Source organism: Paenibacillus sp. MCAF9 (genome assembly GCF_052114265.1).
Classification (GTDB): Bacteria; Bacillota; Bacilli; order Paenibacillales; family Paenibacillaceae; genus Pristimantibacillus.
The window spans coordinates 15,365-37,135 of record NZ_JBFREL010000037.1; the positions used below are offsets into that span (position 1 = coordinate 15,365).

General features: G+C 44.4%; 18 protein-coding genes. 4 read left to right on the forward strand and 14 right to left on the reverse strand.

From position 1 onward, the window contains the following. Positions 1–132: 132 nt before the first annotated feature. Both AB4Z45_RS29515 and AB4Z45_RS29520 read right to left on the reverse strand, forming a co-directional pair. On the reverse strand, positions 133–864 hold the full coding sequence (locus AB4Z45_RS29515; RefSeq protein WP_441912892.1) for a ThuA domain-containing protein: 732 nt from the start codon (positions 862–864) through the stop codon (positions 133–135). Continuing rightward, positions 857–1,918, reverse strand: a complete 1,062-nt coding sequence (locus tag AB4Z45_RS29520; protein WP_441912893.1) for a Gfo/Idh/MocA family protein — start codon at positions 1,916–1,918, stop codon at positions 857–859. The genes AB4Z45_RS29515 and AB4Z45_RS29520 overlap by 8 nt, the downstream gene beginning before the upstream one ends. Before the next feature lie 132 nt (positions 1,919–2,050). Between AB4Z45_RS29520 and AB4Z45_RS29525 the strand changes: the two genes are divergently transcribed. Together AB4Z45_RS29525 and AB4Z45_RS29530 are read left to right on the forward strand one after the other, a co-directional pair. Continuing rightward, positions 2,051–2,965 (forward strand): helix-turn-helix domain-containing protein, encoded by a 915-nt coding sequence (locus tag AB4Z45_RS29525; RefSeq protein WP_441912894.1) that lies wholly within the window; start codon positions 2,051–2,053, stop codon positions 2,963–2,965. Positions 2,966–3,272: 307 nt separating this feature from the next. Then, a complete protein-coding gene (locus tag AB4Z45_RS29530; RefSeq protein ID WP_441912895.1) occupies positions 3,273–4,604 on the forward strand; it encodes an arsenic transporter in 1,332 nt (443 codons plus the stop codon). A gap of 83 nt (positions 4,605–4,687) precedes the next feature. On the opposite strand, the gene AB4Z45_RS29535 is transcribed toward AB4Z45_RS29530, so the two are convergent. Continuing rightward, positions 4,688–5,245, reverse strand: a complete 558-nt coding sequence (locus tag AB4Z45_RS29535) for an NUDIX domain-containing protein (RefSeq protein WP_441912896.1) — start codon at positions 5,243–5,245, stop codon at positions 4,688–4,690. Between the two features lie 161 nt (positions 5,246–5,406). Between AB4Z45_RS29535 and AB4Z45_RS29540 the strand changes: the two genes are divergently transcribed. Continuing rightward, complete coding sequence (locus AB4Z45_RS29540) at positions 5,407–6,399, forward strand: lipoate--protein ligase (protein WP_441912897.1); 993 nt, start codon at positions 5,407–5,409, stop codon at positions 6,397–6,399. A 91-nt stretch (positions 6,400–6,490) separates the two neighbouring features. Here AB4Z45_RS29540 and AB4Z45_RS29545 read toward each other — a convergent pair whose 3' ends face one another. From AB4Z45_RS29545 to AB4Z45_RS29595, 11 genes are all read right to left on the reverse strand, one after another. Continuing rightward, positions 6,491–6,679, reverse strand: coding sequence for a hypothetical protein (locus tag AB4Z45_RS29545; protein WP_076270373.1), 189 nt, complete (start codon positions 6,677–6,679; stop codon positions 6,491–6,493). 72 nt (positions 6,680–6,751) lie between these two features. Further along, the gene (locus AB4Z45_RS29550; RefSeq protein ID WP_179089894.1) at positions 6,752–6,898 is read right to left on the reverse strand and encodes a hypothetical protein; all 147 of its coding nucleotides are present in this window, start codon (positions 6,896–6,898) and stop codon (positions 6,752–6,754) included. 143 nt (positions 6,899–7,041) lie between these two features. Further along, entirely contained in the window at positions 7,042–8,748 is a 1,707-nt protein-coding gene (locus tag AB4Z45_RS29555) for a methyl-accepting chemotaxis protein (RefSeq protein ID WP_441912898.1), read from the reverse strand. A 103-nt stretch (positions 8,749–8,851) separates the two neighbouring features. Further along, positions 8,852–13,228 (reverse strand): M20/M25/M40 family metallo-hydrolase, encoded by a 4,377-nt coding sequence (locus tag AB4Z45_RS29560; RefSeq protein ID WP_441912899.1) that lies wholly within the window; start codon positions 13,226–13,228, stop codon positions 8,852–8,854. 317 nt (positions 13,229–13,545) lie between these two features. Further along, positions 13,546–15,117, reverse strand: coding sequence for an L-glutamate gamma-semialdehyde dehydrogenase (gene pruA / locus AB4Z45_RS29565; protein ID WP_441912900.1), 1,572 nt, complete (start codon positions 15,115–15,117; stop codon positions 13,546–13,548). Between the two features lie 6 nt (positions 15,118–15,123). Next, entirely contained in the window at positions 15,124–16,038 is a 915-nt protein-coding gene (locus tag AB4Z45_RS29570; protein WP_441912901.1) for a proline dehydrogenase family protein, read from the reverse strand. A 31-nt stretch (positions 16,039–16,069) separates the two neighbouring features. Continuing rightward, positions 16,070–17,023, reverse strand: a complete 954-nt coding sequence (gene rocF / locus AB4Z45_RS29575) for an arginase (RefSeq protein WP_441912902.1) — start codon at positions 17,021–17,023, stop codon at positions 16,070–16,072. Between the two features lie 47 nt (positions 17,024–17,070). Beyond that, entirely contained in the window at positions 17,071–18,276 is a 1,206-nt protein-coding gene (locus AB4Z45_RS29580) for an ornithine--oxo-acid transaminase (RefSeq protein ID WP_441912903.1), read from the reverse strand. Between the two features lie 110 nt (positions 18,277–18,386). Beyond that, on the reverse strand, positions 18,387–19,109 hold the full coding sequence (locus AB4Z45_RS29585) for an amino acid ABC transporter ATP-binding protein (RefSeq protein WP_441884411.1): 723 nt from the start codon (positions 19,107–19,109) through the stop codon (positions 18,387–18,389). Then, entirely contained in the window at positions 19,106–19,759 is a 654-nt protein-coding gene (locus AB4Z45_RS29590) for an amino acid ABC transporter permease (RefSeq protein ID WP_441912904.1), read from the reverse strand. Before AB4Z45_RS29590 ends, AB4Z45_RS29585 begins: the two co-directional genes overlap by 4 nt. Before the next feature lie 22 nt (positions 19,760–19,781). Further along, entirely contained in the window at positions 19,782–20,606 is an 825-nt protein-coding gene (locus tag AB4Z45_RS29595) for a transporter substrate-binding domain-containing protein (protein WP_441912905.1), read from the reverse strand. Positions 20,607–20,958: 352 nt separating this feature from the next. On the opposite strand from AB4Z45_RS29595, the gene AB4Z45_RS29600 reads away from it, so the two are divergent. Further along, on the forward strand, positions 20,959–21,603 hold the full coding sequence (locus tag AB4Z45_RS29600; protein ID WP_076270364.1) for a GntR family transcriptional regulator: 645 nt from the start codon (positions 20,959–20,961) through the stop codon (positions 21,601–21,603). The last annotated feature ends 168 nt before the right edge of the window (positions 21,604–21,771 follow it).

Sequence of the window (21,771 nt, forward strand, 5' to 3'; positions counted from 1 at the left end):
TCTTCGCTAGAAACCGTTTTCATTGCGGAAAAGGTGTCGTATTTCACTCCGTTTTAAATGCCTCTTTTTTAGAAAAATAAAGAAGGTGTCTTATCTTTCTGTCTAAACAGAAAGATAAGACACCTTCACCATTTACTTTCCAATTGGCTCGAGCGGAGCAACACGTCCTAACGATATGCTTGCGCCTTGAACAGGAGCCGCCCATCGTACGCCATTCGCAATGACTCTCAGCACATCTGGATGATGGTAGATCGGGAATGTTTCATGTCCAGGCTGGAAATAAAACAACTTGCCTTTTCCTCTTCGGTAGCAGCAGCCGCTTCGAAATACCTCTCCCCCCTCGAACCAGGAAATAAATACGAGCTCATCCGGTGCGGGTATGTCAAAGCGCTCCCCGTACATTTCTTCCTTCGGAATTTCAATATAATCATTTAAGCCGTCCGCAATCGGATGGCCGTGCTCGATAACCCAAACCCGCTCTTTCTCGCCATCATCGCGCCATTTGAGATCTCCTGTTTTAGTGCCTAACAAACGCTCAAATATTTTGGAGCCATGGCCAGAATGAAGAACGATTAACCCCATGCCCTCCATGACGCGTGCGCGCACCTTCTCGACAATATCATCCCGCACCTCAGCATGAGCGAGATGTCCCCACCAGATGAGCACATCCGTATGATACAGCACATCATCGCTTAGCCCATGTTCAGGCTCATCGAGAACCGCTGTCTTTACTTCAAAGCCATCCACTGTTTTCAAGTAGCCGCCAATTGCGTTATGAATCCCTTCGGGATAGATGCTTGCTACCTGTTCATTTTGCTTCTCATGCCGATATTCATTCCAGACAGTTACTTTTATATTAGCCATTGTTAGAAGCCTCCTGTGTTATCGTAATCCAGCGCTCTTCCTGGGTGGATAGGAGAATAGAATCCAGAGTCAGCTGATTGATATAACCATCCTCAATTGTTGCGTCGAGACCATCTTGCTTGCCGTTCAGCAAATTAAAGAAGGACTGCATTTGATTTGCTGCTAACGAATTTGGAATATCGATTTTACGGAATTGCTTATCCTCTCCAAGCTTGATTTCAAGGCTATCCTCTTCTTCAAGGTTGTAGATGAGCGCTCCTTGCGTACCGTAAATCTCGATCCGTTGGTAATTGCCACGGCCAAAAGCGAAACGGGATATGTTCATCGTAGAGGAGCCGCCATCTTCGAAACGGGCAAGCACATGACAGAAATCATCAACATCCACCTCGCCTTTGCCCTCTCCATTTAGGTTGTCCCGCTCTTTTACAATCGTTCCTGCATCAGCAATAACCTTCACGGTTTCTCCGATAAGGAAGCGCTTAAGATCGAGAATATGAGAACCTAAATCACCGAGCGCACCCGATCCTGACAGATCCTTGCGGAATCGCCAGAGCAGTGGAATTTCCTCATTAATACCCCAGCTTTGCAAATACTGGCTGTATACGTGATTGATCTTGCCAAGCGTGCCTTGCTCAAGCAGCTGCTTCGCATATCGAATCGCGGTTTTATAACGATACGTGAAACACACCATATGAGGGATGGGATGATTCGCTAATTCCTGTCTAAGAATTGCTGCTTCCCTTGCATCAAGGGCAATTGGCTTCTCAAGCGCAAATGGCTTGCGATGAATAATGGCGTCATACGCAATCTGAAAATGATTGCTGTTTGGTGTGCCTATGGTCACAGCGTCCAGCTCTGATTGCTTTAACATATCCAAATGATTTACATACTGCCGCTCAAGCGGAATCCCCAGTTCATTGCCTTTAGCCAAAAGCGCTTCCTCATTACAATCACATATCGACCATATTTCAGCATGTTCACTTTCCAAGATGCCTTCAATATGAAAGTTAGCAATGCCGCCAAGCCCAATAACGCCTATTTTCAGCTTCTTCATATGCCTCATCCCATCCTTATAGTGGCTTCAATTACAAACCCAGTATAGTTTGTGTTAGAATGAACGGGAATGTCCGATCTAGACTCTTTTTGTACAAAAGCGACTTTTGCGAAGTGAAGGAGGTCATAACTATTGCTGTCCATAAACATGGATTTAGTGCCTCGAATAAAAATTATGGGGTTTATTGCTTACAAAAGCCCTTGGATTCATTTCAAACGAAATATAAATGAGTATGTGCTCTATTTCATCAGAAGTGGAGAACTCCATATTAAAGAGGAAAAAAATCATTATGTTCTGCGTAAAGGTGACTTGCTTATTCTTGAGCCCAATTTGAATCATGAAGGAACGGCAAAGCATGTTTGCGATTACTATTACATTCACTTTGAGCATTCAGATATTAAAGCTGTGTATAGGGATGATATGCTGGCTTTAGCCAATTACTTTATTGTTGAGCATGACCAGTCTCCGTTTATTGAGCATAAGCCTTCCGTTAATGGAATCCATCCAAATCACTGCTACTTCCCCAAATACCATACGATTTCTGATAAAACAAGATTTAATCTCATCCTGCATGCATTAAATGAAATGCAAAAGCTTTATATGTGCAGGTATTACAATAGAAGCCTAACTGCTTTTCGATTTATGCAATGGCTCGTTGAGCTCTCACGCGAATATTTTATGGATGAGCTGAAGCGCAACGACCGAATTCATTCGAAGTCGGTTGTTAAGGTTAACGCGCTACTCGATTATATTCATCAAAACTATCAGAGCAAAATAACCGGCAAAGACATTGAGCTTGCATTTGAAGGCAACTATGATTACTTAAACCGTGCCTTTAAGCTCGTTACCGGCCAATCGATCATTCGGTACATCAACGCGGTTCGAGTAAACCAAGCGAAACAATTAATTGAAACGACGCCGCTCAGCATAGGAGAAATCGGTTATCTCGTCGGGATCAACGATCCCTATCATTTCAGCAAAGTATTCAAAAAATATGTCGGCCTCTCTCCTACTCAATATTTTAAGCAAGTATGGAAGAGCGACTAAAAACCCTCCAAACGACCATCGTTAGGAGGGTTTTTTGGGCTTTAATCCATAGAAGCTATCTATCATTATGGGGCAAATATCTTCAATTGATACTAGCAGATTTTGATAGAGATAGGGATATTGACCAGTACGAACACTCTATCATGTACGTATACTTACACTACATAGATACAAAATAAATAAGAGAAAGGAGGATCTCTAGTTTTGCTAGAATGCTAGTTTTCCAAGTAGCCTAAGGTTCAATCTAGAAAAGGAGTGCTGCGCAATAAAGCAAAAAAAGGGTTCAAAACTGAAAAGAGGTTAAAGCATGCATGACTTAATGATCATTATGACCATTTCCGCGTTCCTTCTAACAATCAGCTTCATCTTCTGGCGACCGCAGGTCAATGAAGCGATACCCGCAACAATCGGAGCTGCAGTCGTTCTTCTTAGCGGAAGCGTCTCGCTTTCCGATCTCGGTCAAATAACCGAAACGATAAGCGGGGCTGCGGTCACCATTATTGCTACTATCGTTATGGCCATTGTTTTAGAAAGCTTCGGTTTTTTCTACTGGGCAGCCGAGCTGCTCACCAAAAAAGCACGCGGCTCCGGCATTCGTTTGTTTTGGCTAACAAACTTATTTTGCTTTCTCATGACGCTTTTTGTAAACAACGACGGAAGCATCTTAATTACAACGCCCATATTACTGCTCTTGCTGCAAAATATGGGATTAAAAAAACATCAAAAAATACCTTATCTCTTATCTGGCGCATTAATCGCAACGGCATCTAGTGCCCCTATCGGCGTAAGCAATATCGTCAATTTAATTGCGTTAAAAATCGTTCATATGGATCTCTACATGCATACCGCCATGATGTTCGTACCCGCTTCGCTTGGACTTGTCCTCTTGTCGCTCCTGCTGTTTGCCGTCTTCTATCGCACACTTCCAAAAACACTTCCTCCCGCTTCCAGGTGGAATCTTATGCCCGGCAGCCATCCGCTAAAGGAAACCTTGCCTAAAGAGAACCGCAACCGCTTCATGCGCAATATTCTTATTTTTGTATTTTGTGTTCGTATCAGCCTCTTTGTAGCTTCCTACATCCACTTCCCCGTCTCTGCAATGGCTGTTATCGGGTCTGCTCTTCTGCTAGGCTGGCGTTGGTACCACTTGAAAATTTCACCGACGGACATGCTCAAAAAAACACCTTGGTATATACTCATATTCGCTTTCAGCATGTATGTAATCATTTATGGCCTTAACAACATTGGTTTAACGGATTGGCTTATTCATCTTATGCAGCCTCTCATCTCAGGAAGCCTGCTTCACGCCAGCGTTCTCATGGGCGGACTTTTAAGCGTACTCTCCAATTTATTCAACAACCATCCCGCACTTATGGTCGGTACGATTACACTAATGAATATGGGCCTCGATCCTCTGACGTTAAAAATTGCTTATCTCGCTAGTGTCATCGGCAGTGACATTGGTTCGCTCCTATTGCCAATTGGTACATTGGCAACTCTTATGTGGATGCATATCGTACGTAAAGGCGGGGTTCCAATTAGCTGGGTTCAGTATTTGAAGGTAACTTCAATCGTCATTCCGATTACCGTTGTATTCACGTTGATTCTATTATCGTATTGGGTATACTGGGTGTTCTAATTTGCAAAAAAAGAGACCTTCCGCAAGGAAGGTCTCTACTATAAATAATAGGATAAACATTTCATCTGGTTAATAGCTGTATTTTATACTCGAAATAATCCATAACCGTCCAAAGGCACGACAGGCGACCTATCTATCTTAAGTCCTTGTGATTGTCCATGGAAAGCAACATCAACCAGCCACTGTGTAAAGCCGGCAACATCCATTGATTCCAGCTCCTGCAAGGTGAAGAAACCGGCAGCGTCAACCTCCACAAAATCCGGGGCAGGCTCTCCGCTCACATATTCCATTTCAAATGCGACGTACAGATTATGTATATTTCTCGGCTGATCACGCAGTGCTACGACGTTTTTAACGATTGCTTGCACGCCGCACTCCTCCATAACCTCTCGCTCAATCGTGTCTTGAATGGCTTCCAGCTGCTCGATATAGCCGCCAGGATTCGTCCATTTTCCTTTTCCAGGCTCTTGCGCTCGGCGAACGAGCAAAATTTTCTCATCCTTAACGACCAGTGCTCCGACACCAATGCTATAATTTCCCCAATGAACGAAGCTGCAGCTCGTACAAGCCCGCCTCATCGTACCGTCAACGTCACGGGTTTCGAGCTCATGACCGCATGACATACAAAATTTCGCTTCCATTTGCTTCACCTCTGCATCAAGCTTTTTTTCTCATTTGATTATACGAATTATTTCAGCTTATGCATAGGTTGTACCCATTAAGTACGAACCTTTCATTTGATAAGGAACAGGACGTACAGGTATAATGCCAATATGAGCTACAGCATAGGAGGACAAAGATCATGCGTTTTGTAAGCAATAATGGCATCACCGACCCAACGCTTAATTTGGCATTAGAGGAATATATATTGCGTTCATTGCCTGACAACGATGACTACTTGCTTTTCTACATAAATGAGCCATCCATCATCATTGGCAAAAACCAAAATACCGTCGAGGAAGTTAATGCAGATTACGTGGAGAGCAGCGGGCTTCACGTCGTCCGCAGACTCTCTGGAGGGGGAGCCGTCTACCACGATCTCGGCAATTTGAATTTCAGCTTTATTATGAAGGATGACGGTAAGTCCTTCCACAATTTCAAGAAGTTCACCGAGCCCGTTGTACGCGCGCTTCAAGAGCTGGGTGTAGACGCCGAAATGACTGGCCGAAATGATCTACAGGTTGGCGAGCGAAAAATATCTGGCAATGCGCAATTTTCGACGAAGGGCAAAATGTTCAGTCATGGAACGCTGCTGTTTAATTCTGAAATCGAAAATGTTGTATCTGCGCTGAAGGCAAATGCTGAGAAATATGTATCGAAATCAACGAAGTCGATCCGCAGCCGCGTGGCGAATATTACAGAGTTTTTGAAAGAGCCTATGACGATAGAGCAGTTTAAGCAAAGACTGCTTCAGTCCATCTTTGAGCAATCAGCCGAAATTCCGTTCTACGAGTTATCTGAACAGGACTGGCAAAATGTACACAAACTGGCGGAAGAGCGCTACCGCAGCTGGGAATGGAACTATGGCCGTTCTCCATCCTTTAATGTGCAGCAGAAGAAACGAATCGAAGGAGTCGGCACCTTTGATATTCGTCTACAGGTTGAAGAAGGATTGATTGTGAACGCTGCTATTTACGGAGACTTTTTTGGCCGTGGCGACAGCAATGAAGTTGCGCAGAAACTGATCGGCATTCGTTATGAAGCTTCCGCTCTAAAGCAGCTTACAGCTGATATTGATCTGCCCTTCTATTTCGGTCCGGTAACGAAAGAACAATGGCTTGAGTTAATTTTGTAAGCAGCATGCAAACAGCCCCTTGCAATATGTGAGGGGCTGTTTACGTAATCATTGAAGGAGAGATTATGTTCACCCTTCATCCCCGCTCTCTTTATCCATTGAAACGTCGATATAACCGATTTACTGCTGCTGACATCTTCTCATTTTCCTTCCCCTTGCGCTCCAGGTTTTCCTGATCTGCCCTCTCAAGCGAAAGCAGGATTAATCCATAACCAACGGCTGAAAGCGATGCTGAAAGCTTGGCCAGTTCTTCAGACTTAATCTCTTTTTTATCTGCCATCAACTTTTCTCCTTTATATTGAAATTTTGAGAAAACTTTTATGTGATAAGCTGAATCATCATGGTCAAAGGTTTAAAGCAGCTCTTCCTTTTCCTCTTTTGCTTTTATGACGGCAAACAATCCAAATAAATCGCCAATGACTAATATAACTGCAGCCCATATAGCAAGGTCATCAGACGATAATTCAGTTATCTCCGGTTTTGTTGTCGTTTTTGGCATTCGGATTAAGCTCCTTGATTTCATGTGATGATAACAGCCTATGCCAAGGAGCTGATTTGGGTTTGGGCGTATGCCGCTGTGTCCAGAAATAAAAAGGACGACAGCAAGAAACCCCAAGCGGTTCGCTCGGGGCTTTCAACCAGTTATACCATTCTGAATTTAGAGACATGGCTTTGCAAATCACCTGCTGCCGCATGAAGCGTTGTTGCAGATGCTGTAATTTCTTCCATGTACGCTAGCTGCTCTTCGGTTGCTGCAGATACGCTTTGCGTTAATGCTGATGATTCATTAGCCTGCTTCGTGCTGGCTGAAGTGGAAGCAGCAATGTTTTGCGAGCCTGTAGATATTTGTATGGATGACGCAGCGATCTCTTGAATTTGGCTTGCTACCTCACTCACTGAGCTGCGGATAAGCTGGAATTGGCTGCTTGTCTCGATCAATGAACGCTTTCCCTTTTTCACTTCATTTTTCCCTTTATCCATCATAGAAACAGCCTGCATTGTATTGTTGCGTACAGTGCCGAGCAGCTTAGATGCTTTTTTTGACGCTTCTTCCGATTGTTTCGCTAAGTTTCTAACCTCTTCCGCTACTACAGCAAACCCTAGGCCATGTTCCCCTGCTCTTGCTGCTTCAATGGTTGCATTTAATGCAAGCAGCCGAGTTTGACCCGAAATGGATGCAATTAATGCTACGATGTTCTCGATGTGCTGCACGCTTTCCTTCACATTTTCCATCGAATTCGCAGTTTCATCCACGATCTGATCAATGCTGCTCATGTCTTGGGTGGCAAGCTCCATGTAGGAATGTCCGCCATCTACGATAAGAATGGCTTGCTCTGACGTTTCCGAAATCACCGTTACCGCGGATGTTATGCTTCTAATTGCTTCGACAATGTCCTCCATCGCTGCTGAAATTGCTTCTGAGCCTTGCAGCTGCTCCTCCGCTGATGCAGCAACCAGCTGCGTCGATTCAACGATGTAATACGTAGCTGCTGAGGTTTGTTTGGCTCCTTCACGCATCTCCTCCGAGCTTGCTGCCAGCTGCTTCGCTGCCTGATTGACCTGCTCTATCATCTCCTGCAAACCGCTTCTCATACTGTCAAACGAGTCTGCTAATGAACCGATTTCATCTTTATTTCGAATGTGAAGAGGCGTGCTGCGCAAATCACCGCTGGCTACGGCCACAGCTAATCCCGACAACCGTCTAATGGGAATGGAAATATTTCTAGAAAGCAGCGTACCCAGCAGCAGCGTCACCACAATAAGGAGGATACTTCCGATAAGCATAGAAATATTTGACTGATTAACTTCCCTATCGTTTGCCAGTACCTTTTCCGCCATAACGCTTTCTTGTTTTTGAGCGAGTTTAATCGCATTGGTGCGAATTAGCTTGGCCAAAGGGAAAACGCGTGTGTTGGCATAAGAAGTGGCTTTTAGCTGCTCCACATCGTTAAACGCTGCTATCCGTTCCATGTATTGATTGTTCCAGCCCAGAAGGGCTTCAAGCGCTTTAATATCTTCCTCATTTTGTATCAAAGCTTGTGCTGCCTTTGCTTGAATAACAATATCCGCACTTACCGCATCCATTTCTTTTAAAATGTCTTTATTTTTATTCAATAAGTAATCGCTAAAGCTGCTATTGAGCTGAACGGCATTTCTTTGAATAGACTCCATATTCATAAGGACGGCTACATTATTGTTAATAAGCTCATTATAGGATCTATTAAGGTTATTGAGATTATAAAAAATAAAGCATAATAGAAGCATAATAAAAACAATTGCAGCAAAAAAACTGCCGTAAATCTTATTGGCTATCGTTAATTTACGTTTGCTCCCAATATTCAATTTCATCTATGCCGTCCTCCTTACGTTTTCTGTGAGACAATATGTACTTCATGAACAAGCTTTAAATAAAAGGGCTGCCGCTGGCAGCCCTTTTATTTATTGCTATAATTTAATTTTTCTTAAGGAGCTTGCTAATGATAACGGCTGCTTGCGCTCTGTTAGCTATGCCTTTTGGAGCATAGGAGCCGTCCGTCATGCCGTTGATCACACCTTGCTCTGTCAGAAGGGCAATCGCTTCTTTCGCATACGATGCCATTTTAGCTTGGTCGCTAAATTTACTTAAGGCACCCTCTACGTCACTTGCTGCTGCATCCTTATTGATGAGCTTCAAGGCGTTCGCAGCCATAATAGCCATTTCTTCACGTGTAATTGGTCGGTTAGGATCGAATTTGCCCTCTCCTACACCTTGAGCCAGTCCTGCTTTCACCGCTGCAGCTACTGAAGCGTAGTACCAATCAGACGTTTTCACATCACTGAAGTTTGCCGTAGCACTCTCATCCGCTAGTTGATAAGCGCGAACAAGCATGGTCAAAAACTCAGCTCGCGTTACTTGTTTAAGCGGTGCAAATGATGTGCTGCTAATACCTGTAATAATGCCTTTTCCAGCCAACTCCTTAATTGCGTCTCCAGCCCAAGCCTCGACAGCTCCTAAATCTTTAAACTCAGGAACGTCAACTGGCGTTGGCGTCGGTTTCGGAGTCGGTGTTGGCGTTGGCGTTACAACTGGATCTGGTCCGCCAGTGCCTGGGTCCGGTGTTGGTGTTGGTGTTGCAACAGGTCCCGTCTCCTCAGCAGATGCCGCAGCGAATATTGCATTGGCTACTACTCTGAATTGCTTTTGCGGGTGTGCTCTGTTCAGCAAATCATTCGCAAACAAGGTGACATTAATTTTGCCTTTCTTGTAAGTGAAGCCAATCGTTTTACCTTTTACTTTATCATTTCCAGGCCACCAGCCTGCTTTAAAGAAGTCAGCATCTGTGCTTGCCGTTGCCAACACCTTCGCATTTGCAGGAGTAGAAGTGATCCATGAACCCGATGCGGTGTAGAAGAATTCTTTTGCATCGTACGCAGCTGTAATCAAATGCGTTTGATCCAGCTCTGTTTTGAACAAGCCTTCATGGGAGCTTCCTGTCGTTGCGAAATCGAAACCTGGCAACAGCGTCGAACCCTTCATCGTGTTCATTGCTGATCTTCCGAATCCAACATAAGGCTTGCCTTCACCGATCAGGTTCGTGCTTGCTTGTCCGCTTGTGTTAATAAGTACATCGCTTGCTGCCATATCTGTAGTAACTGGGAAACCCAAATCTTTTAGAACAAAAGCAGGGACTCCTGTTGCGGATACCGTCGTCAATTTCAACAGTGGGCCTTCCTTGCTGTTCTTACTGTCAAAAGCAATAACATCGAGCAAATACTTTTTGGAAATAGACTGGAGATCCGCTTTGGAAACGAGGAAATCTCCTAACTCATAACCTGCAGCGCCTTTGCTCAGCATCGTTACTGCTTTCTTAGCTGCAAGCAATTCATTCACTGCTTTAATTGCCGCATTGCTCGTGTTTCTAATGACATACTGTTCTGCGTCGCCTGGAATGGTCGTCTCTGGGATCACGACTCCAGTAACACTCGTCGTTTTACCGGAGAAGGCTCCATCTTGACGAACCACATAACGATCAAAACCTCTCATATCAGCAAAGCTTTGAACGATTTCGGCATACATTTCAGAGAAATCCGATACATCAAAGCCGTCATATAAGACGAGATTAGCGTAACCCCTCTTCGCTTGCTTCATGTTGACAACGTAAGAGCCAATTGGATAAACGACCTCGCCAATCGTCACGGGTGTCGTGGTTTGTTCGACTTTCACGCCATTGCTCAGCAAGTACTGAACCATTTCATACGTTGCTAGGCGGTTTTTTTGCAAATCGCTTGCTACAGGAAGAACATAATAGTCTGGGAAGAAATTAGTTTCTGCGCCGCGCGGTCTGCCAATGACTTGATCAGCAGCATTCGTCAAATATTTATCAACGGTACGGCTGTCTGTATTCTCAACTCCGCGTTTATAAACTTCAAGCTGGTTCAAAAACAATTTTTCTTTGTTTTCTACTACATATTTTGTTGCAGCAACGCTCGCATAGAAGAGTGCAGTCGTTGAATCCTCGTTAAGCTCTGGTATTTCCAGCGTGTGACCTAATGCACCATGGTGCATCGCATAAACAGCTGTGTACGCAGGAGATGCATCGTCCCAACCTGATTTATTAGGTCCGCTGTTGTTTTGATGAGATTCATACGGAATTTCGTAGCTTGTATATTTGGTATTAGCAATACCTGCTTTACCCATCGCATTCGCTTGCTCGAGCATGCTTCCAATCAATAGATCGTACTCGAAGTTCGGATCATGCGGCGGCGTACACGGCTCGATCAGGAAGCTGCCTACGAAACCGTGCATATCCAAGAAGGAAAGCGGCGACCATTTGGCAATTTCTTTCGTTACGATTTTTGTTTCGGGCTGTGTTTGATAGGAATTATCGCGGTTCAAGTCAAACGAGTTGGCATTTGCCCGCGTATTCAATGAGCGACCATCTGGATTTTCCGTAAAATTCATTAGGAAAATAGCATTTTCAAGCGCATCATTTACGTTTAATGTAACGGGCAGCGGATTTGCAGCATCCTCGTTCGTATTAAACGTAATATTATCCTTCATCCCCATTTCTCGGAAGAAGTTAAGAATAACGTCTACGCCAGGCGCTTCATCCGGATGGATGTTGTTAAGCCATACTGGAACTTTATAGTCTGTGAACGTGCCATTTTTGATTTTATCCTGCAAGCCCTTCGGATCATTCATCATAGCAGGCATCGTTTCATTTAAATATTTGTCTACAGAAGCTTTGTCCTTTGCCAAAATCGTAAAGTAAATGTTTCTGCCCTGCACGGATTGGCCAAGAACCTGCGTTTCGACATAGCGATTATTTTTCACATTAATTTCTGCTGTAATGGCGTCAATCTCTGGTTTAATTTCATCATACGAATGATAGCTGTCATACACATTAAGCTTAATTGGCGCTGTCGCAATGGTGCGGCCATTCTGATCTAGAACAGCAAAATCACGTGTACCAAGCATTGCCGGGTATCTGGAGCGGTGAGAACCTGACAAGTTGGTTGTGTTGTAAATAAGGTCAAACGTAATTTGCGCTTTAACCGTCGTTCCATCCAGCACTGGCGTCCCTTCCAAATAGATGAATGGGTCTCCCGAATACGAGTTCGTGCCCCACTTCTTCCATTCGGTCAGAGGCTTGTCGCCATAGCTCCATTTTAGATCTGCAAGCGCTACGCCTGCTGGCAATTCGAATGAAACGTCAATCGTTCTTTTTTCCGTAATGGATGCTTTATCTGTACTTAATTTAAGCTTCTCAGGTGCAAGCTCTTCTACTTCTAGAAGAATGCCTGTCAGCAATTTTGTAAATGTGGTTAAATGCTCTTGGATTCTTCCCGGATAAGCAGATTCGATGTAATCAAGAGTATCTTTTGCTGTGTGCCATATCTCTCCATCCAGTGTAGTTTGCGTATAACCATCCTTGTCGCCAAGGCTCCAGTTTGTCGCTTCCAAGTAGGCGTAAGGAATGCCTGCTTTCGAGAATGGCGCATGATCGCTCCAGTCTCCGGTTGTACCAGCTGGGTACTGAGGATTTTCACCTGGATTAGTTATGACGGAAAGATCAAGGCGATCAGCAATGCTAAGGCCGAGGTCACGAACGAAACCTTTTGAGCCTTTGCTGCCATAAATGTACATATTGTCGCCGACAGCCACACTATCGAGGTTAATCATCGCAACTGTGTTTTTCTTATCTTCTGCCGTCATTTGAGACACATAATATTGAGAACCTCTAAGTCCTTGCTCTTCTGCGCCAAACGCAATGAATTTAATCGTATACGGCGTAGCTACTTTGGATACTGCTTTCGCTGATTCCAGCATAACCGCTACACCTGAAGCATTATCATCAGCGCCTTTGCCTGCGCTGACGGAGTCATAATGCGCGCCTACAATTACAACCTTCGGCGAGGTTCCTACTTTAGTTGCGACGATGTTATTTGAATTAACCGTTGTCCCACCGCGAGTATAGCTGAACGGCTGAACCACAGTATTAAGTCCTAGTTTTTCAAACTCAGCCTTTACATAATTTCCGGCTTCAACCTCTTTCGCTGTACCCGCAACACGAGCACCGATTGTGGTCGCCATATAATTAAGATAATCATAAGCACTTTTGCCAACCGAATCTTCCGGCTCAGCAAGTGCAGAGACAATCAGTGGCTCCGTATCGGAAGTTTCATCCAGCCCCGTTGTTCCTGGAGCGACTACAGTCTCCTCAGCAGGAACCGAACCTGTACCGGCACCTTCCCGCGCATATGCAGCACCAGGAGCAATGATAGAGAAAATAAGCATTAAGGAAAGCATGAGTGCGAGAAGCTTTTGAGAGATAATCTTCTTAGGCATGTTCTTCCTCCTTTTTTGTCTAGCAATTAATCCAATAAACAGAGTGCAGCAATCGACAAATTAACAATGCTATACTCATCACTCCCATTCCGCCTTTGCGTTAATCAATTTTGACTTAATCTAGGATGTGCCTTTATGTATATGTGGGTAAAGCGTCAAAATTTGTATACAATATACTTCTATACGTGAGATAGTGTAACATCAACATTCCATATAAACAATGATATTTTTAGATATTCGATCAATATTCGATAAAAATCAATCTTTTATGTTATTTTATATAACATTAAATTCATGAAGTACCGACCATTATTCATTCATAGTTTAATAGACGTGAGTTTAGCTTGCGTGAACAATAGCATATAATCATGTCCGCCAGCCTTTGAATCTGTACCTGACATATTAAATCCCCCAAAGGGATGAACGCCTACTAACGCTCCCGTACATTTACGGTTAATATACAGATTGCCGCAATGCATTTCCTGCAGCGCTGCTTGGATACGATCCTCTTCTGCCGAGAAAAAAGCTCCTGTCAGCCCAAATTCCGTATCATTGTATATACGAATAGCCTCCTGCCAATCCCTCGCCTTAGCAATGGCTAGTACAGGCCCGAATATCTCTTCTTGCATTAACGAATCTTTTGGAGCAACATCAGCAAATACCGTTGGCTCTATGAAATAGCCGCTCTCTATTCCTTTTCCGCCGCCTGCTATCAATCTACCTTCACTCTTGCCTCTCTCAATGGCATTCAAAATCTTTTCAAAAGATGCTTTGTCAATGACAGGCCCGATTGCCGCGTTCTCTTCCGGGGAACCCATAACAAGCTTGCTCGTTCTTTCTTTCACTTTTTCAATTAGCTCATCATACACATCCGCTACAACAATGGCCCTTGAGCCTGCCGAACATTTCTGTCCTTGAAACCCAAAAGCAGAAGCTACAATAGCATCAGCAGCAGCATCGATATTGGCCGTTTCATCTACGACAATACCGTCTTTCCCGCCCATTTCCGCAACAACTCGCTTCATCCATATTTGTCCCGGCGCTTGTTCAGCAGCGAGCCTATTAATACGCAGCCCTATTTCCTTCGAGCCTGTGAAGCTAATGAATCTGGTCTTTGGATGGCTAGTCAAGTAGTCGCCGATTTCTGCACCGCTTCCCGGCAAATACTGAATAACATCAGCAGGCATCCCCGCCTCCACCATCAGCTCATAAAACTTGTAAGCAATAATCGGAGTTGTAGATGCAGGTTTCATAATAATCGTGTTGCCTGCAACAATAGAGGCACTAGCCATTCCAGCGCATATTGCCAGCGGGAAATTCCAAGGCGGAATAACAATCCCGACGCCCAGCGGAATATAAGTCAGCCGATTGTCTTCACCTGCTAGCTTAACCAGCGGTTTTAGCTCATTGGTTTCCGCTAATTTCAACATTTCACGTGCATAATAATCCATAAAATCAATCGCTTCTGCCGTATCCGCATCGGCTTCTGCCCAGTTTTTACCCGACTCAATTACGAGCCACGCCGAAAAATAATGCTTCCGCTCCCGCATGAGCGCCGCGGCTTTCATCAAGCACCTCGCCCGTGTCCATACCGATGTATATTTCCACGTTTCAAAAGCAGCAAGCGCTGATTTCATCGCCTGTTCAGCTAATTCTTGGCTCGCTTTTGCCACTTCACCTACTACTTCATCCGACTTTGCCGGGTTGCGCGATACGATATAATCAGCGGTATGGACGGCATGACCTCCAATATGCAGCGGGTATTGCTTGCCTAATTCCGTTCTCACATGAGCAATTGCTTCCAGAAAGGCGGCACGGTTCTCATCATTGCCAAAATCAGTCATCGGTTCAGTAACAAATGGCGTTACATTCCATTCTCTCATTGTCATTCCCCTCTACTTCCACATATTTTTCAGTACAAACCAAACGTTATCAGGTCGTTCAGCCAGTCTGCGCATGAAATAACCAAACCAATCTTCACCGTAAGGAACATAGATTCTTACTCTATAACCATCGCGAACGAGTTCATCCTGCAGCTCCTCGCAAATGCCATAAAGCATTTGGAACTCGAATTGCTCCACTCGAATCCCCTGCTCTTTGATGAATCTTTTTGCGGTCTCAATGATGGCGCGATCATGGGTCGCTATCCCCGTGTAGCTGCCGCTCTGCAAATGCATCTTAATTAATCTCTCAAATGATTGATCAACATCCGTTTTCTGCGGATAGGCAACCTCTTCAGCTTCTTTATAAGCGCCCTTCACCAATCTTAGGTTGGCACGATTAAGTCCTAGCTCATGAACATCCTGCTCCGAACGAAACAAATAAGCTTGAATAACGATACCTACATGGTCGTATGACTCTCGCAGCCTCTTATATAGATCAAGAGCAGGCTGGCAGTGAGAGTAATCTTCCATATCGATTCGAACAAAAATGTTCATTTTTGCAGCGGCATCCAATATCGTTCTCATATGCTCCTCACACAGCTTGCTGTCCAGATCCAGTCCTAAGCTTGTAAGCTTTAAGGATAGGTTCGCATTTGCATTAGAAGCAGCAATTGCCTTAAGCGTACGCAAGCACATATTTGCGGAATGGGCTGCTTCTTCCTTGCCTCGAATAAATTCACCTAAATGATCTAAAGTTGCCATTTTCCCTTGTTTATTAAGCTTCTTGACCGCTTCAATGGCGCTGCTTATCTCAACCCCAGCTACAAATCGGCTAGCTCCCAGCTTGAGGCCATATTTACGCGCCAAACTCCCAATCCGACTGCTTTTGCCGAGAGTCAGAAAAAAGCTCCTCATCATTTTTTCCATAGCAAACCTACGTCCCCTAACCGCCTAGATTCTATATGATTCGTTTGCCAAGCAGAGAGGTTGCCATCTCAACGGCAAGCCGAGAGGTACGCATGCCTACATCCAGCAAAGGATTTACTTCCACAATATCCATAGATGTCACGCGGCCTGTTTCAGCTAGCAGCTCCAGTGCTAAATGCGCTTCGCGATAGCTTATTCCGCCTGGAACCGGCGTTCCTACACCCATAGCTTCCGCCGGGTCCATACAATCCATATCAAAGCTTACATGCACGCCATCCGTACCGCTGCTCACAATCTCAATCGCCTTCTCCATGACTGCCTTCATTCCCATTCGGTCAATGTCATGCATTGTGAAGCAAGCGATTCCTTCCGAGCGAATAAGCTCCTTCTCGTAATGATCCAAATCACGCGCTCCGATAATTACTACATTTTCTTTCTTAATGAGCGGTCCAGCTCCCGGTATATCGGATAGCTTAAATTTCCCTAGACCCATCGCTACCGCAAGCGGCATACCGTGCATATTTCCGGAAGGAGTGGTCTCCTCCGTATTCAAGTCGCCATGCGCATCAAACCAGATAATGCCCAAATTATTGTAATGACCAGTCAAACCAGCTAACGAGCCAATCGCAACACTATGGTCCCCCCCTAATACGAGAGGAAAAGAGTCCGCAAGCACTGCGCGATAGACCTGTTCACCTACTAGCCCGCTCATCTCTTTCACTTCAGGAAAATATTTCATCTTGGGCTGCTTCGGATCAAGCACGCCATGCCTCGGGCAGCTGACCTCGTAATTGCCAACTAAATCAAATCCCATACTTCTGATTTGACGCGCTAGCCCTGATTGAATAATGCTTTCCGGTCCAAGCTCCGATCCTGCGCGGCTTCCGCCCATCCAGAACGGAACGCTTATGAGCCTCACTTTTTTGCTCGCCATAAAATCCGTCCTCCCCGTCTTGTTAAGATTCGCTTCCCCAATGCTTCCCATAGTGAACATCCCCTTCCTTAAGCTGTCTCCGTCCGCAAATTCATCCCTTATTCGGATTGAAGCACAAGTGCAATCCTTTCTATCGCCCAATCGATCTCTTCTTTCGTTATAATGAGCGGCGGCGCGAACCGAATGGTCGTGTCATGTGTTTCTTTGCACAATAGCCCTTTCGCCATCAGACGTTCACAGCATGGCCTCGCTGCTGTATCAAGCTCCAAACCGATAAACAAGCCCTTACCGCGAATTTCCACAATATGCGGTGAACTAATTTCAGCTAATTGTTCTCGAAAATATTTCCCCAGTTCATCCGAACGCTCTGCCAGCTTCTCCTCCTCAATGACAACAATCGCTGCTGAAGAGACGGCACATGCCAGCGGGTTGCCGCCAAACGTAGATCCATGCGAACCAGGCTCAAAAACATTTAAAATCGTATCGTTTGCGGCGATTGCCGAAATGGGCATTACCCCGCCGCCCAGCGCTTTGCCCATAATATAAACATCTGGCGTTACATTTTCCCAATCGCACGCAAAGCGTCTGCCTGTACGCCCAAAACCGGTTTGAATTTCATCAGCCACGAACAGCACATCATTTTGTTTGCACAATGCATAAGCTCCTGACAAATATCCTTCCGGCGGAATAATGATGCCCGCCTCCCCTTGAATCGGCTCAACGAGAAAGGCTGCTGTATTTAGTGTAATCGCCTGTTCAAGAGCAGCCAAATCGCCATAAGGAACAAGCTTGAAGCCTGGCGTAAATGGCCCAAAATCCTTTTTGTATTCCTCCGTTGATGAGAAGGAAGTGACCGTTATCGTCCGACCATGAAAATTGCCCATACAAACGATAATTTCCGCTTGGTCGTGCTCCACGCCTTTCTCGCGATATGCCCAGCGACGAACCGCCTTAATGGCGGTTTCCACTGCTTCTGCTCCCGTGTTCATTGCCAAAATTTTATTTTTACCCGTGTAATTAACGAGCTTTTCATAAAACTCGCCTAGCTTATCATTGTGAAAAGCACGTGAAGTGAGCGTTACTTTATCCGCTTGATCCTTAAGCGCTTGAATTATCTTTGGATGCCTATGACCATGATTAAGAGCGCTGTACGCACTGAGCATATCCATATACCGATTGCCTTCAGGGTCGTTCACCCAGACACCTTCAGCCTCCGAAATAACGATAGGCAGCGGATGGTAATTGTGTGCGCCGTATCGATCCGACTGCTCCATGACAACCGCTGTAGATTTGGTAGATGTCATATCGATGAAATCACTCCCTGTAAATTTGTATACAATATTCAATTACTGTTATAAAAAAACCTGGATTGATTATTAACCACCAGGAATTTACAAACTAAACGACCTTGCTGCTATAAAACCTTTGCCAAAAAATCTTGCGTTCGCGGGTGCTGAGGATTTTGGAATACCTTCAGCGGCACTCCCTCTTCAACAATGCAGCCGCCATCCATAAACAGCAGCCTATCGCCAACCTCGCGGGCAAAACCCATTTCATGCGTTACAATAACCATCGTCATTCCGTTTTGAGCAAGCTTCCGCATGACTTCAAGCACCTCTCCAACCATCTCAGGATCGAGTGCTGACGTTGGTTCATCAAACAGCATCACGCTAGGCTGCATGGCAAGCGCTCTCGCTATCGCAACACGCTGCTTTTGTCCGCCTGAGAGACGATCTGGATAGGCATCTTTCTTGTCTTCGAGCCCCACTAAGCGCAGCAGCTCCACAGCTTCTACATTTGCCTGCTCTTTGCTCAGCTTCTTTAGCTTACGCGGAGCAAGGGTCAAATTTTCCAAGACGGTCATATGCGGAAATAAATTAAAATGCTGAAACACCATGCCCATTTCTTGACGAATCCGATTTAACTCCGATTGTTTATTTATAATTTCACGATCATTCAGCTGAATATGACCAGCCGAAGGCTCCTCCAATCGATTCAAACAACGAAGAAAGGTGCTTTTTCCAGAGCCGCTTGGCCCAATAACAACGACGACCTCGCCTTTGCGAATCACCGTGTCTATCCCTTTCAATATTTCGTTTTTTCCATAAGATTTGCGCAGCCCTTTTACGACTATCATCTGCTTCTCAACTTCCTCTCTAGCACAGCAAGCAGCCTGGATAATGTAAATGTCATGATAAAATATAAAGCGCAGGCGATTAACAACGGCTCCATCGGCGAGAAGGTGACGCTCTGAACCGTCCGAGCATTGAACATCAGCTCCGCAATGCCTATGACGGATATAAGCGAGGAATCTTTTATAATAATAATGAATTCATTGCCGATTGCCGGCAGCATGTTGCGGAAAGCTTGCGGCAGCACGATGTACCGAAGCGCCATACCTCTGCTCAGCCCCAATGATCGAGCCGCCTCCGTCTGACCCTTGTCGATTGCTTCGATTCCCGCACGGAACACCTCAGCCATATAGGCAGAACTATTAATCGTAAGAGCAACCACTCCGGATATAAAAGGCGGAAGATTTATGCCAAATCCAGTCAGTCCATAATGAATAATAAAGATTTGCACGAGCATCGGGGTTCCTCGTATGATCTCGATATAGGTAGAGGCCAAAAACTTAACCGGCCAGATGCGCGAGATTCGCAATAATGCAAAGACAACCCCAAGCACTGTGCCTAGTGCCACGCCGAAGAAAGACAGCTCCAGCGTGACCAAGGCTCCTCTCAAAAAAATCGGCCAATACTCAGCCATGAAACCGAAGTTTAAATCCATATCCAACTACTCCGTCCGCTCTTTATTCTCCAACCAGCTCATTTGCCTCAACGACATAACGATCAATTTCGCCGCTTTCCTTCAAACGAGCAATCGTTCCATCAATTTTATTAAGCAAATCTTGGTTGCCCTTCTTAACAGCTATGGATACGCCAGCTTCTTCTACGGGCTGCTCAATCTTTACTTCAGACACTGCAATATCCGTTTGGGCCACTGCGTATTGATCCGCAACCGGTTTTTCTAGAATAATGGCATCTACACGACCGCTCTTCAGCTCCAAAATCAATTCAGGAATTTTAGCCAAAGCCGTTAGCTTCGCATCGGCGATTTCCTGTGCAATGCCTTCTTGAATCGAACCTTTTTGAATACCGATTTTTTTGCCTTTCAAATCATCCAATGACTTGAATTGCTCAGTTTGGTCCTTTTTCACCAAAACGCCTTGGCTAGTCAAGTAATAGATTTCAGAGAAATCAACGTTCTTTTTGCGTTCTTCCGTAGGCGTCAGACCCGAAATAACCATATCTACTTTTCCTGTATCGAGTGCGAGCAGCAAACCATCAAAGTCCATATCTTGAATTTTGAGCTCAGCATTCATATCTTTTGCAATCTCTCTAGCAATTTCAATATCAAAACCTACGATCGTATCTTTACCGTCTATTAACTTATGGAACTCAAAGGGTGCGTAATCTGCACTTGTACCCAGGGTAAGCGTTGTTTTCTCTACTGCTGGAGGATCTGTTGCCGCGTTATTGTTCGTTGCAGCTGGCGTATTTTCCTTATTGTTTTGACCACATGCCGAAAGGACGACCATAACCGAAATAAGCAGCAATGATAATTTCTTTTTCATTTCCATCTCTCCCAATTCATTATCTGATTTAGTCTAAAATCCCCCGAATTGAATACGGAGTTAAATCTGTATACAATATACATATATGATGGTAGTAATTATAACATCGGTTTCCACTATCTACAATGTTTTTTTATGAATCTATTAAAAATTGTTATTTCAATGTGAGTTATTATGACACCTTTCGACATATTCATATGCTTGTCTAATATCTGGATCAGATGATAAAATAGTGAAATCATCTACTGTACGAATGCATGTTCAATCACCTAAGACATTTCTCTATTCCATATAAAAGTTAAACAGCAAACAACTTCACCTTATTAAAGTAAGTTAGAACAGGGGAACCTACATGCAATCACCTAAATACCAATCGTTAAAAGACCATGTTTACGAGTATATCGCTCAAAAAATCCAAGATGGCACATTACTGCCGAATCAAAAAGTTAATGAAGCTGAAATTTGCAAAAAACTAGATATAAGCCGTACGCCTACCAGAGAAGCATTATTTCAACTATCCTCCGACAATCTCCTAGATTATTTACCTAGACGCGGCTTCACTGTCAAAGCCTTCGATTCCAAGAAAAAACTCGATTTTTCCCGAATTATTGGAGTGTTGGATGCACTCGCTGCTACCTTGTGCATTGATTTACTTCAACAGCCCGACTTCACCGAAATGGAAAGGCTTGTCGACAAAATCGATCTTGATATTAGCAAGCTGTATTTTTCCGATTATCATATGGACCAATACAATTTCCATGATATTTATATAAAAAAATGCGACAACCCTGTATTAATTGAAACGTTGAATTCATTAAAAAACAGCTTTATTCGTCAATCCTATGCAAGCGAAGACAAACCAAAGCTCGCAAACGTGCTAAAGGAAGTGAATGCGGAGCATCGAAAAATTCTCAACTTGTTCAAAGCGAAGGATAAAGAAGCCTTGGAAGCTACACTTAAGCATCACTGGCGCATTATTGATACCGAGATGCTCTAGTTCAGCACAATTGGGACTTTCAGAAGCATCAAGCCTCGGTTAGCGGAACACTCCAAATCATGAGAAAAAGTGACTAATGAAATGCAAAAGGAGCTTAGCGACTTCAGTCTGCTTAGCTCCTTTATTATGGATCTCCAACGTTGCTTTTTTAGCAGGTTATGAGTATGC